Genomic DNA, 13,949 nt, shown 5'->3' on the forward strand with positions numbered 1-13,949 from the left:
GGATGCAAGGGTTTTGAGCTACGAGCCTATTATTATTGACGGTGTTGACGTCAAACATGTTGTTGAGGCAATTGTATTTGCATCGACCGAACCGTTGCCAATCGAAAAAATTGTCGAGTGCATTCAGCGTGAAGAGATCAGTAAAGCGACAGTTAAGACGGCGATTGACGTGCTTAACAAAAATTACCAAGAACACGGCATGGCCGTACGGATTGTCAAAATTGCCGGCGGTTTTCAATTTGCAACGCACCCGCAGTATGATAAATGGGTTGCACGGTTATTTGCATCTAAAGCTGAGAAAAAATTGTCGCAATCATCGTTGGAAGTGCTGGCGATCGTAGCATATCGGCAGCCGATCACGCGCTCTGAAATCGAAAAGATCCGCGGCGTCAATGCCGATTGGACCTTGCGGTCGCTCATGGAAAAAAACCTGATCACGGTGGTCGGGCGTGAAGATGCACCGGGCAAACCGCTTCTCTTCGGCACGACTAAACAGTTTCTCGAGCATTTCGGCCTCGATGCCGTTTCGGAATTACCGAAATTAAAAGAAATCGAAGACATTTTGCGTGAAGACAAAGAATTTGCCGAAACAATGGAATTTGATTTTACCGGTAATAAATTAAAAGAAGCCAATACGGAAGTATCGGCTGAATCAGCTTCCGGCAATGATCAGGAAGCGCAGGTTGATAACATCGTTCAATCAACTGAGGCCTCGGAAGAAAAAAACGAGAATGCCGGATAGTTCAAATGATGATCAATTGTACTGAACAAGGTAAGAGGTGAGTTATGGAAAACCGATTATTAAAAGATTATACGTGGGTAGTCAATCAGGACGCTCCGTGGAAACATTTGAGCAAAGATATTTCAGAAGCCAAAGTTGCGTTGATCACAACAGCCGGCTTGTATCCCTGGAAACAAACCAAACATTTTAATTTGGCCGATGAAAACGGCGATCCGTCATTTCGTGAAATTAAAAAAATCATTACACAGGAAGAAATCAGGATTTCACACAAATATTACGATCTGAAAGATTCAGTCAACCTTGATTTTAATTGCAATTTTCCTTTGGACCGTTTATTGGAGATGGAAAAAGAAAAAAAGATCAGCGCTGTTTCCGAATCGCATTTCAGCGTGATGGGTGAAACCAAAGATCCGAAGGCGATTATCAACGATACCGTTCCGAAAATCATTAAATTATTACAGAAATACCTCGTGGACGTCGTGGTGATTACGCCGGTAGGCGCGCTTGGACACCAGACGGCGGCACTGATGGCTCGTGAAATCGAAGAAGCCGAGATCAGTACTGTCATGGTCAGTTCGCTTAAAACTGTTTGTCAAAATGCTAAGCCGCCGAGAACCATTCTGGTGCGGTTTCCTTTTGGCCAGCTGTTTGGGGCTCCGTTTGATGTAGAGACTCAGAAAGAAATTCTGGCTGAATGCCTCATACATATTAAATCGATTCGTGAACCCGGGGAAATTGCCGAGCTGAATTTACGTTGGCGTGACTCGTACGCCAAAGCATTGGCCGCAAAACCCGATCTGAAGTCATTGGCCAGTCACACCGTAGATACTGATGCAAATAACGACAAACGTAAAATTTCAGCGGAAAAATTCTGATGCGCCTGAATCGATTTTTAGCTGAAGCCGGACTGGCAAGCCGAAGAAGCAGTGAAGATATTATTCTCGAAGGCCGTGTGACGATCAACGGGCATCCGGTGTCCGATCTTGCAACGGAAGTGGATCCGGAACTTGATCAAGTCATGGTCGATGGTAAGCGTATTCATCTCAAACAAAAAAACATTTACATTTTATTGCATAAACCTCTGAATTACGTCACGACGGTAAAAGACGAAAAAGGACGCGACTCGGTTGTTGACCTGATCAAAATCAGTGAGCGGATTTTTCCTGTAGGGCGTTTGGATTATGACACGACAGGGCTTTTGTTGCTGACCAACGATGGCGAATTATCTTTCCGGCTTACGCATCCGAAATTTGGTGTTGAAAAAACCTACATTGCCGTTTTAAATAAACGTATTACCGAGAAAGAACTCATCATTCTGCGTAAAGGCGTCCGGCTGTTCGACGGCACAACCTCGCCGTGTAAGGCCAAAAAATTAGCCAAAGAAGCGGTTGAAATTACGATCCACGAGGGCAAAAATAAACAAGTTAAACGCATGTTCCGCAAGCTAGGGTTTAAAGTGCGCCAGCTCTATCGCATTCGTTATGGTCCATTGATGCTCGGTAAATTGAAATATGGCCAATGGAGAAATCTTAAACCTCAGGAAGTGGATGCGTTGAAAAAAATCGTTGGTTTGGCGTCGTGAAAAAAATAATCATTACGCTGGATGGTCCGGCTGGTTCCGGAAAAAGTACCACGGCCAGAGAAGTAGCCAGAAAAATCAATTACACGTATCTTGATACCGGTGCGATGTATCGTGCCATAACGCTCGCTGTATTGGAAAAAAAAATCAACCCGAGCCATGTTGCAGATATCATTGCTTTGCTTCCTGATGTACAGCTTTTATTAACGTACGAAAACGGGACGCAGAAAACTTTCTTAAACGGGCGTGATGTTTCCGAAGATATTCGCAGTATTGCCGTTACTCAAAATGTCAGCGCAATTTCCAGTATACGCGAAGTCCGTCAATTTCTCGTGAAACAGCAGCGCGAGATCGGAAAACAGGGTGGTTTTGTAATCGATGGCCGTGATGCCGGTACCGTCATTTTTCCGAATGCCGAATTGAAATTCTTTTTAACGGCTAACGTTGAAGAGCGCGCCAAACGCCGGCAGACAGAAATGGCCGCTAAAGGTACTCACATATCGCTGGAAGATATGATAGCTGATATTCGTTCACGCGATGAACTGGACTCAAATCGTGAGGAAAGTCCTCTTGTGAAAGCGGCTGGTGCGATTGAGTTGGATAATTCAGCCATGACCATTGACGAACAAGTGGATTTTGTCGTAAATACTTTTAAAACGCGGTTTGGTAATTAAATAACCGTAATTTTTTTTGCTTTAGATTTTAACCTTCTCCTTGTCTATATTCCCGTAGCCAACGTTTTCACTTTTTCATAGCTTAAATATTCCAAAAACTGACGATGACGTTTACTTCCCGAACCATTATTTTGCTTTTTCTTTCGGCAGTATGCATGTTGTATGGTGTCATCGATCCGGTCGCAGTGTATGTATCCATCGGGATCGTCCTACTAACGGCTTGTGGCTGTATAATTGAATTTTTTCAAATTCCCAATGATCAGCAGATTCTGGTTTCGCGTCATGTTACGTCCAAGCTGGCGTTAGGCGTGCCGAACACGGTCATACTTGATATCGAAAATCGTTCCATGCAGAGTCTGTCGTTAACGATTCGTGACGAGCCGCCGGATGAATTTGAATTAAGAAACGTGATTTTCAGAGAGCGGTTGAAGCGCCGCGAGCGGAAGGAATTGACGTATCGTATTACACCGGATCAGCGCGGCGATTATATGTTTCATCATATCAATGTTGCCTGCGACGGTCCGATTTTCGGTTTGATCCGGAGGCCATTGGTTTACAATGCAGGTCAAGCGGTCAAAGTTTATCCAAATTATAAAGAGGTCAAAAAATTTGAACTGATGTCGATGCGAGGCAAATTAGCCGAAATCGGGATGCGACCGGTTAAGCAATACGGTTTGGGAACTGAATTTGAAAGTCTTCGCGAGTATAATCCTGACGATGAATACCGAAAAATCAACTGGAATGCCTCTGCTCGAACCGGAAAATTGATTTCAATGCAGTATCAATTAGAACGGAGCCAGCAGGTAATGATTCTGATCGACGCAGGCAGGCTAATGGGGACAACGGCCCTCGGATTGTCAAAACTGGATCATGCGATCAATGCAGCACTGATGCTGGCGCATATTTCCGTAAAGCGCGACGACCGAGTGGGCTTGCTGGTATTTTCACAGACCATCCAAAGTTATCTGGCTCCCAAAAAAAATAAATCTCAACTTGCGCTCATGGCCGATCAATTGTACAACGTCAAAAGCGAATTAGTTGAATCCGATTATGGGCGGGCTTTTGAATTTCTCAAACTTAAACAAAAACGCCGTTCGCTGATCGTCATTTTCACGGAAGTTTTAGATCGATACGCTTCACAAATTCTTATTAAAAATTTAGCCATGATGTATCCGAAACATTTACCGTTGTGCGTGATCATGAAAGATCGCTTGTTATCGCAAATTATGAATCAACCGGTCGATTCAGCCGGATCGGTTTTTGAAAAAGCTGTGACAGCCGAATTGATCAATGAACGGCGCGAAGCTCTGGCTTATCTGAAAACCAACGGCGTGATGGTTCTGGATGTTTTGCCGGAAGAACTGACGGCTGCTGTGATCAATCAATACATAGAAATTAAATCCAAAGCTTTATTATAAGTATGACAACAGGACATTTTACCGTTTATCGTTCTTCAGCAGGTTCGGGCAAAACGTACACGCTTGTCCGGCAATATCTGAAACTTGCATTAAGCGGTGAGCAGCCGTTCCATAGCATTCTGGCTATCACATTTACAAATAAAGCGGCATCAGAAATGAAGCAACGCATTATCAACGCGTTGCAGGCTTTTGCCGGTGAAGAAAAGTTAGATGACGTGAATGAAAATTTATGCCATGATCTTTGCGGAGATTTGAACATAAGCGAAGCCGAAATCCGGCAACGGGCACTACAATTACTCAAAGCCATTCTTCACCGTTATTCGGATTTTCATGTCAGAACTATCGACAGTTTTCTCCATAAAATCGTCAGAACTTTTGCGCGTGATCTCGGGTTAAATGTGAATTTTCAGATTGAATTGGAATCCGATCCGATGCTGGCTGAAGCAGTAGACCGGCTCATCCATCGCGCCGGCAATCCGGAATCGTTTACGCTGACGGCGCTGTTGGTTGATTTTGTTTTATCCAAGACGCAAGATGAAAAGGGCTGGAATACCTTTGATCGGGATATTTTTAAGGTCGCGCGTACGTTGATGGATGAAGATAGTTTTCAATATTTTGAAAAGCTTCGGGATATTTCATTGGATGCGTTTGTAACAACCGGCCGCGATCTTCGTCGTTTGAAAAATCAGGCCGATGAAACGATTACCGAATGGGCGCAGAAAGCTTGCGATCTGATTGCAGAGGCCGGCCTTACCGTCGATCATTTCCATCAAAAAGGAAGAGGCATTGCAGGTTTTTTTGAAAAATTGTCGATCGACGTCTCAACGGAAAATATTCAGTCAAATTCATACGTTCTGGATGCGGTTCATGAAGATCGCTGGTATTCGACGAGCTCCAAGGACGGGCGCGGCCGCGTAATTGACCGAATTAAGCCTGAATTGATTGCGTGTTATGAGCATATCAAAAAGCAAGTTCCGTTTTACATTTTGGTGGATGCCGTTTTACAAAATCTATATGCAACGGCTGTTTTGCAGGAGATCAATGATATTCTCGAAAATTTGAAGAAAGAAGCGGCTACGATTTTGATTTCCGATTTCAACAGACATATTTCGTCCGTTGTTCGTGACGAACCTACGCCTTTTATTTATGAAAGAGTCGGAGAAAAATTTTTACACTATATGATTGATGAATTTCAAGACACTTCCGCGATGCAATGGTTGAATATTTTACCGTTAGTGGAAAATGCGTTAGCCAATGGCGGAACAACTCTGGTTGTGGGTGACGGTAAGCAGGCGATTTATCGTTGGCGAGGCGGCGATCTGGAGCAATTTGACCGATTGCCGGAATTGCCCGGCAGCGAGACGGACGATCGCTTGAAAGAAACTGAATCCGCGCTGGCTCAACATTACAGGGAAGAGCCGTTGAAGTATAATTACCGAAGCTTACCGGAGATCGTCAGTTTCAATAATCGTTTCTTTGAATGGCTGGCTCGCTACAAGGAGACCGAACTTAAAAAAACGTATCACGATATCCGTCAGCTGCCAAAAAACGGATCTACCGGCGGTTATATTCATATTGAATTTTTACCGCGAGCTGATGAAACGACCATTGAAGATCGAGTTAACGAAAAATTATATGAAACGATTCAGTCGCTTAAAGAAGATGGCTATGCGTGGAATGACATCGCGATTTTGACGCGAAATAATGAGCGTGGCAGTGCTATTGCGCGATTTTTGATGAGCCGGAACATTCATGTAATTTCAGCAGAATCGCTTTTGATCGATCAGTCGGCCGAAGTCCGTATTATCTTATCAGTTCTGCGTTATCTTAACGATGTTTCAGATAAGGTCAATCGCATGGCGCTGATGAACGGTATTTTGACGACCGTCATCGGCCGCTCGCCAACGTCCGAAGACCGCCGGATCATGGCCGATGCCGTTCAAGAACGGAAACGATTTTTAGCGTGGCTTAAAGATCGCGGAATCGAACTGGATGAACGTCGATTGCTCCGCCAACCGCTTTATGAAATGACAGAGGATATTGTGAGATCGTTTTTGCCTACATTAATATCCAGCCCATTTGTAATATATTTTTTGGATGCGGTTCTTAATTATTCGATCAAATATGATAATACACTAATAAATTTTTTGAAATGGTGGGACATTCAAAAAGACAAATTGTCAATTGTTGCGCCGGATGAGACCGATGCCGTACGCGTGTCAACCGTACATAAGGCCAAAGGATTGGAATTCCCGGTTGTAATCATAGACGAAGCCAGTTGGCAATTCAAAAAAACGCGTGATTATATCTGGACGGAACTTCGTTCAAAACCGTTCAAAACGCTTCCAGCCGTTTTACTCAAGAGCAGCCCCATTCTGGAAGAGACCGAATGTAAAAAAGCTTATGACGAAGAATCGGATAAAAATTTTCTCGATCAGGCTAATTTATTATACGTAGCTATGACGCGCGCTATGGAACGATTGTACCTTTTTAGCGTGCTTACTAAAAAAGCGGTTGACAATAAAATAACCGAATTGAAAAGCGTCAACGATGTTGTAGTCTCTTTTTTACGCGGATCAATGAATTGGGAAGATGGAAAAATGATTTATTCTTTTGGGGACGCAGTTGCACCTGCTATGAGAAGAGCTTTAAAGCATTCGTCGGTTAGTTTGCAGGATTTTATAACCAATCCGAGGCTACCTCAATTACGTACGAAACGGTATTCACGTTTTCAGCCGTATGAAGATATCTCAAGACGAGAATGGGGTAAACTGGTGCACGCTGCCCTGGCGCAAATAAGAACACTGGATGACATTCTGCCGGTTTTAAATGCGGAAGAAAACGAAGGATGGTTGAACCCGGATCAAAGGCACGATCTGTCGGAAAAATTATTAAGGTTATTCAGTCATGAAATGTTAATGCCGTATTTTAAACATGGCGCTCGTGTGCGAACCGAAGCTGAAGTTTTGCTTGATTCGAAAGAATTGTTACGCATGGACCGTGTCATCATGTTTGAAAATGAAGTTGTCGTGATCGATTATAAAACAGGGGAAGAGGAAGGTGAAGAGCACACGGCCCAAATTCAACGGTATGGAGGCGCATTGGAGAAACTAGGATATTCATCCGTTAAAAAATTCCTGGTCTATATTGAAGATGAAAAAATTTTACCGGTAGCATGAAAACTTTTTTAGACGAATTGGCCGCAGAATTGACGGCGAAATACGATCATCTTGGCGATGTATGTGTGGTGTTCCAAAATCGGCGCGCAAGCTTGTTTTTCAAGCTCGCGTTGAAGCAGACGCTCGCACAATCGTCGTGGATGCCGGATGTGTATGCGATTGAAGATTTTAATCAGGTCGTAAGCGGTATCCGCGAAGCCGATGCACTACAAGCGTTGTTTGAATTGTACAGTTGTTATCAAGCCGCAGGCGGCAGTGATTCGTTTGAACAGTTTGTGCCATGGGGCGAAATGTTGCTGAAAGATTTCAATGATATTGACCATGATTTAGCCGACGTACAATCCTTGTTTGGTTCATTGGACAAAGTCAAAGCAATGGAACGATGGAGTCCCGATAGCGAAGATGTTACGCCATTTCAGACCCAGTTCCTGAACTTTTGGGGCTTACTTGCGCCTATGTATGAATCCTTACAGCAGAAACTAAGGGAAAGGCATCAATCGCTTGCAGGGCGTATTGCCCGTGAAGTTGCTGAGAACATCGATGATTTCTTAGCGCGGCACCAGTGGGAAAAAATTATTTTTGCGGGATTTAATGCGCTTACCGCTGCCGAAGAAAAACTTTTTAAAACTTTGACTAAAAATAATCGAGCAGATATTTTCTGGGACGTTGATAATTATTATCTGAATAACGAATTGCAGGAAGCCGGAAATTCCATTCGCCGCTATGTGAAAACCTGGATACCGCCCGATTGGAAATTTAGATCAGAACGATTGATCAAAGAAACCAAAGACGTTGAGATTATCGGTGCGGCCAAAAAAGCCGTCCAGGCAAAAGTAGCAGGTAATATTATTCGTCAATGGCTTGAAGAAGGAAAGAAGCCGGCAACCATCGCGGTCGTATTAGCTGACGAAAGCCTGTTACTGCCTCTTCTACATTCGATGCCGGAATCGGTTGAGAGCGTTAATATCAGTATGGGTTTATCGTTGCGATCGACGCCTCTGTATGATCTGATCAGTCATGTGTTTCAATTGCAAACAACAACGGGTAAACAAAATCAATCGAGGCATTCGTTTTATTATCTTGATATTTTACGTCTTTTGGCGCATCCGTTTGTCCAAAATCTCTTCAAAAACCGCTCTCTGATTCAAGAGTGTAAAACCAGAATTCTGAAAGAGAACATTGTCTTTGTTTCAAACGAAATGAAAGAATTGGAACCGATCGGCTTCTTATTATCGCAATGGGAAAATACCAATCATGCGATTTCGACATTCAAAGAATTATTACAAAAGCTTTCAGCCGATGCATCCATGGGAGTTATCGAACTGGAGATACTGACTGAATTTGGTAATATTGTCAACCGGCTGGAAGCATTGATATCTGCATTCGGAGTCGATATCGGCGTGAAAGGATTTCAGAACTTATTAAGCGGAGCGTTGAATTCCACGCGGTTATCGTTTTCAGGCGAACCGCTTGAAGGCATCCAGATTATGGGAGTATTGGAAACACGTTCATTGGATTTTGAAAACCTGATTGTCGTTTCGGCAAATGAGAATATCCTGCCGTCGGCGAAAGTGAATCATTCGCTCGTCCCGTTTGACCTGCGTAAAGGATTCGGATTATCGACGTATCTCGATAAAGATGCGATCTATGCATATAATTTTTACAGGCTTCTGCAGCGTGCCGTTTCAATTCGGTTGGTGTACGATACGGAACCCAACGAGCTTGGCGAAGGCGAGCAAAGCCGCTTTATCACGCAGCTTCTTCACGAATGGCCGAAAATCAATCCGAACGTACGAATTGTTCAACGCCTTGTAACGCTACCGGCTCAATCAACTTCATCGCCGGCCCATCCGCGGCACGCCATCACCGTACACAAAGATGAAGCAACATTGGAAATACTTGACCGTTATTTTGAAAAAGGCGTATCGCCAAGCGCTTTAAATAAATTCATTGCCTGCTCGCTTCAGTTTTACTTTCGGTACATTGCGCATTTGCTTCCTCCAGAAGAAGTGGAAGAAACGATCGAGCCGGATATTTTCGGAAATGCCGTGCACGCCGTGCTTGCAACAATGTACGAATCATGTCTTGGCCGAAACCTGACGACCGATGATATTGAGCCCATGCTCAAAATGACAGAGCCGCGAGTCACTGAAGCATATAAAAGTTTGTTGCATGAGGATTCATTGGACTCTGGCAAAAACCGGCTGTTGATCGATGTCAGCGTCAATATCATCAAAGAATTTTTAAATAATGAAAAAGCGCGTGTACAAAAAGAATCGGTCAGCGTTCTTGAACTTGAAAAAACATTCACGCGCATGATTACCGTGTCGTCGAATGGCCACGAAAAGTCCATTCGCTTAAATGGTAAATTGGACCGAGTTGAGAAGTCCGGCGATCTTATTCGTATCGTCGACTATAAAACCGGAAAGCCGGAGGAAAATTTAAATGTCGACGATTTTAAAAAACTGGAGGAGTTGCACGATCAATCCATCAAACGGCAGTTATTGTTTTATGCGTATGTGTTGGCCGGTGAAAAACAACTGGCGGCTATGGAATCCGGTGTCTATTTCTTTAGGGAAATTCGAAAAGGTTTTCGACCGCTGAGTGTTTCAAAAAACGCCCGGGTAGAATTAGGCGCTTTGATGGAATTTGAAAATTTATTAAAATCGGTTTTGGGAAGGTTAATCGATCCTAAAACGCCGTTCGAACAGACGGCGGACCGCACGCTATGCCAACTCTGCGATTATGCTACGATTTGCATGCGAGATCAGGCTTCACAGGAAATTTAGCCATTTATAGAGGTTATTATGACAGAACGTACCGTCATTTGCCCCAAATGCGGGAACAAAATCGAGCTGACAGAGGCTTTTACCAAGCAGGTTAGCAAAGAAGTAGAAGAAAAAGTTCGGGAAGAGTTTGGCCAAAAATATCGCAAGGCCGTGAAAGACGCGGAAGAAAAAGCGAAAAAACAGGCCGAAGAAGATTTGGCAAAACACCTCAAAGATCTTCAGGATCAATTACACACTAAATCCGAACGCCTGAAAGAGGCCGAAGAAAAAGAGCTGGCGTTATTAAAACAGCAACGTGATCTCGAAGATCGCGAGCGGACGTTTAAATTAGAAATGGAACGTAAACTATCCGAAGAACGGAAAAAAATCTGGGACGATGCGGCATTGAAGCTAACGGAAGAAAATCGACTCAAAGAGGCTGAACGCGACAAACGGGAAGCCGATATGCTCAAACAAATTGAAGAACTGAAGCGTAAGGCTGAACAAGGCTCGCAGCAATCACAAGGAGAAATTTTAGAAGTTGAGTTGGAAAATCTTCTGAAAGAACAGTTTCGTTACGACGACATTGTACCGGTGCCTAAAGGCGTTCGCGGCGCGGATGTGATTCAACGTGTTAAAATGCAAAATGGCAAAGAATGCGGCACGATTATTTGGGAGTCCAAACGAACAAAATCATGGAGCGACGGCTGGATACAAAAATTAAAAGACGATCAACGCGACGTGAAAGCCAATGTTGCCGTGATCGTTTCTATCGCATTACCTAAAGATATAAACGTACTCGGCAATATGGATGGCGTTTGGATCGTTGATTTTCAGGCGGCGATGGGCTTGGCAACTGTGTTACGATCCGCCATGATCGATTTAGCGCAGGCCCAAGCGGCTGCCGAAGGTAAAAATGAGAAAATGGAAATGATGTATACCTATCTGTCCGGGCAGGAATTCCGTCAACGCATTGAAGCTATTGTCGAATCGTTCAGCGCTATGAAAGAAGATCTCGACTCTGAAAAACGTGCGATGGAAAAGATTTGGTCAAAACGCGAAAAGCAGATCGAGCGGGTTTTACTCAACACTTCCAGGCTTTATGGAGAATTGCAGGGGATTATCGGCCAATCGTTGCAGCCTATTTCAAATCTCGAGTTGCCGTTCGAGGGCGAGCAACTGAAGTTGGATGAGTAGTCATATTTTAAACTTGGTTGCCCTGACAGATATTTTTTATAATTATTTATTCATCTGTATCCGGCAGTGAAAAATAAAACGTAGCGCCCTCATTGAGACGTCCTTCCGCCCACACATCTCCGCCATGTCTGTGAACAATGCGTTGAACGATCGCAAGGCCGACACCTGTTCCTTCGAATTCATCCTGTCTATGCAGGCGTTGAAAGACACCGAAAAGTTTATGTGCGTAATCCTGATTAAAGCCGACGCCGTTGTCCTGAATGGAATAAATGAGCCTATCGTCTTCTTTTCTTCCCTGGATAATGATCCGGATTGATTCTTTTTTTGAAGAATATTTAATAGCGTTGGCAATCAGGTTATGCCATACCTGGCGGATCAACACTGGGTCGCCCATAGCTTCAGGCAATTCATCGACTTTAAAATCCATTGTGTGATGCGTTTCGGACAGAACAGTTTCTCTAAAGACAGCTTGCGCCAGTCCGGTCATGTTCATTTTGATTTTATGGAGTTCGGCGCGACCGACTCGCGATAACGATAAAATATCGTTGATCAGAAGGCCCATTCGGTGAGTATTGGAACTGATAATTGTAAATAATCTTCGGGCTTCTTCGTCAAGCTTATCGGCGTATTCTTGTTGGAGGATGCGGGAGAAGCCTTCAATAGCACGCAACGGCGCCCGAAGATCGTGCGAAATGGAATACGCAAACGCTTCAAGTTCTTTATTCGTTGCTTCCAATTGTTTGGTACGTTCGTCGACCCGATGTTCCAGGTTGTGAATTAACCGGATATTTTCCATTGAAATGGCCGCAGCATCGGCGAGAGTTTGCAGTAATTGCATTTCTTCAACGGAAGCGGTGTACGAACGTGCCCAGTAATTACCGATCGCACCTACGATTGACGAGCCGCTGCGAATCGGTACCATCGCGAGGCTTTTTACAAATGTCGGGCGATAAGCCTCGATTGGAATTCGAGCGTCCTCGTAGATATCGTTAATGGTTACCGCTTGATCGTGCAGCATAACCCAGCCGCTGACACAAGCGGACATTGGAAAACGTTGACCTTTCCAAAGTGGAGCGATAGCGTCCTCATCGACGTAATAGCATTGATCGCCGTCGCGAAGAATGAATGTTGCGCCGTCGGCGCCGGTCAGATGACGCGCGGCAGTACGGACGGCCTCAGTCACGGACATCGTGTCCCGCGCCTTCGATAATTTCCGGAGCACGTCGATCAATTGTTGTACTCGGCCTTCCGATGTTTTCCTTTTAGTAATATCGATTGATAAAATAAATATGCCTTCAGGAACGGATTGAATGCTCAGTTCAAACCAGGCTTTAGTACCGTCGGGATAAATAAATTCATTTTCAATGCTACGATTGATGCCTTTTTCCATACATAACCGCAGAAGCGAGAAAAGTTCTGTATTTTCGATACCCGGAAACTTTTCCATCATCGTAAATCCCAGCAGTTCTTCCTTTGAAGTTTTAGCGTGCCGGGCAGCCGTTTCATTGGCATACAAATATTTCCAATCATGGCCGATGACCTGGCAGCCCTCAAGCAAATGATCGAGCGTTTTCTCCGGATCAAAGTCGGCGGAACGTCGCGAAACTTTCTGACGGCGATTGGGATCGGGTTGAGAACGGGTATGTTTTTTCTTTGAAACGGGCATAGATACACCTTCCTGCAGCAGGGCTATATGTCGAAAGAGAGATTCAAGAGAAGATCAAATTACTATTGTAACTTGATTGTGTTATGCCATCTTAATTGGCATAATTTACGATACCCCCGAGTGTGTTGTGTGGACAATTAAAGATACGTCACGGTTGTACGATTTAGCAAGCTATTTTTTATTAAGACGATACCACGGTTTTTGGAGATAGAATTCACCTGAACCAAGTAAATCGTCCGGATGTTCATTCTGTGATAATAGAAATTTTCGTTTCCCGAATATTCTTCCAGTAACAAAACGACCATCTTTGAAATACGCTTCCTTTTCAAACACTATAACCGGATTCTGATAATTGTATTGAAACGTGCTGTCTAAAATCAGATAATTTTTTTCAATTTCGTAAGCATATATGAGACGATTATTCCAGTAATAATAGTTTAACTGTGAAATTCCGTAAGATAATTTTCTTTCCCATTCAACTTTTCTCAACGAATCATTCTTAGAGTATTTTGTAAGATAAAAACCATCATATTTTTTCTGTTCACCTTCAGCCAAATAGCCTTGGGTTAAGGATTGCAGACTCGAATCACGATCGATTTCGATTTTTTTCTTATCGATCCAATCGATGGTAATTTTATCCTGGTATGAAAGGGTACGGCATGCAAAAAGTAGACTTATGAGGAGGATGGAAATGTGATAGAGCAGCGATGTCATGGTTTTAGAACC

At 43.7% G+C, this 13,949-nt stretch carries 10 protein-coding genes; 8 read left to right on the forward strand and 2 right to left on the reverse strand.

Annotated elements, in window-relative coordinates; genetic code table 11:
- Window positions 1-13 precede the first annotated feature (13 nt).
- From scpB to K1X84_00535, 8 genes are all read left to right on the forward strand, one after another.
- Window positions 14-742: an SMC-Scp complex subunit ScpB gene (gene scpB, locus K1X84_00500; protein MBX7150086.1), complete on the forward strand. Its 729-nt coding sequence runs from the start codon at window positions 14-16 to the stop codon at window positions 740-742.
- 44 nt (window positions 743-786) lie between these two features.
- On the forward strand, window positions 787-1,617 hold the full coding sequence (locus K1X84_00505; GenBank protein MBX7150087.1) for a hypothetical protein: 831 nt from the start codon (window positions 787-789) through the stop codon (window positions 1,615-1,617).
- Window positions 1,617-2,324, forward strand: coding sequence for an rRNA pseudouridine synthase (locus K1X84_00510; GenBank protein MBX7150088.1), 708 nt, complete (start codon window positions 1,617-1,619; stop codon window positions 2,322-2,324). The genes K1X84_00505 and K1X84_00510 overlap by 1 nt, the downstream gene beginning before the upstream one ends.
- Entirely contained in the window at window positions 2,321-2,995 is a 675-nt protein-coding gene (cmk, locus tag K1X84_00515) for a (d)CMP kinase (protein MBX7150089.1), read from the forward strand. Before K1X84_00510 ends, cmk begins: the two co-directional genes overlap by 4 nt.
- Window positions 2,996-3,150: 155 nt before the next feature.
- Window positions 3,151-4,413, forward strand: coding sequence for a DUF58 domain-containing protein (locus tag K1X84_00520; GenBank protein ID MBX7150090.1), 1,263 nt, complete (start codon window positions 3,151-3,153; stop codon window positions 4,411-4,413).
- A 2-nt stretch (window positions 4,414-4,415) separates the two neighbouring features.
- A complete protein-coding gene (locus K1X84_00525; protein MBX7150091.1) occupies window positions 4,416-7,592 on the forward strand; it encodes a UvrD-helicase domain-containing protein in 3,177 nt (1,058 codons plus the stop codon).
- Entirely contained in the window at window positions 7,589-10,381 is a 2,793-nt protein-coding gene (locus K1X84_00530) for a PD-(D/E)XK nuclease family protein (GenBank protein MBX7150092.1), read from the forward strand. The genes K1X84_00525 and K1X84_00530 overlap by 4 nt, the downstream gene beginning before the upstream one ends.
- 18 nt (window positions 10,382-10,399) lie before the next feature.
- Window positions 10,400-11,557 (forward strand): DUF2130 domain-containing protein, encoded by a 1,158-nt coding sequence (locus K1X84_00535; GenBank protein ID MBX7150093.1) that lies wholly within the window; start codon window positions 10,400-10,402, stop codon window positions 11,555-11,557.
- A 46-nt stretch (window positions 11,558-11,603) separates the two neighbouring features.
- Here the strand turns inward: K1X84_00535 and K1X84_00540 are convergent, their stop codons facing one another.
- Window positions 11,604-13,223, reverse strand: coding sequence for a GAF domain-containing protein (locus tag K1X84_00540; protein ID MBX7150094.1), 1,620 nt, complete (start codon window positions 13,221-13,223; stop codon window positions 11,604-11,606).
- 171 nt (window positions 13,224-13,394) lie between these two features.
- Window positions 13,395-13,937 (reverse strand): hypothetical protein, encoded by a 543-nt coding sequence (locus tag K1X84_00545; protein MBX7150095.1) that lies wholly within the window; start codon window positions 13,935-13,937, stop codon window positions 13,395-13,397.
- Window positions 13,938-13,949: the final 12 nt, after the last annotated feature.

Source organism: bacterium (assembly GCA_019695335.1).
Taxonomy (GTDB): domain Bacteria; phylum CLD3; class CLD3; order SB21; family SB21; genus JABWBZ01.

Coding starts and splice junctions, on each gene's coding strand:
- K1X84_00530 (MBX7150092.1), top strand. CDS start 7,589: ATGAAAACTTTTTTAGACGAATTGGCCGCAGAATTGACGGCGAAATAC.
- K1X84_00540 (MBX7150094.1), bottom strand. CDS start 13,223: ATGCCCGTTTCAAAGAAAAAACATACCCGTTCTCAACCCGATCCCAAT.
- K1X84_00505 (MBX7150087.1), top strand. CDS start 787: ATGGAAAACCGATTATTAAAAGATTATACGTGGGTAGTCAATCAGGAC.
- K1X84_00520 (MBX7150090.1), top strand. CDS start 3,151: ATGTTGTATGGTGTCATCGATCCGGTCGCAGTGTATGTATCCATCGGG.
- K1X84_00535 (MBX7150093.1), top strand. CDS start 10,400: ATGACAGAACGTACCGTCATTTGCCCCAAATGCGGGAACAAAATCGAG.
- K1X84_00545 (MBX7150095.1), bottom strand. CDS start 13,937: ATGACATCGCTGCTCTATCACATTTCCATCCTCCTCATAAGTCTACTT.
- K1X84_00510 (MBX7150088.1), top strand. CDS start 1,617: ATGCGCCTGAATCGATTTTTAGCTGAAGCCGGACTGGCAAGCCGAAGA.
- K1X84_00525 (MBX7150091.1), top strand. CDS start 4,416: ATGACAACAGGACATTTTACCGTTTATCGTTCTTCAGCAGGTTCGGGC.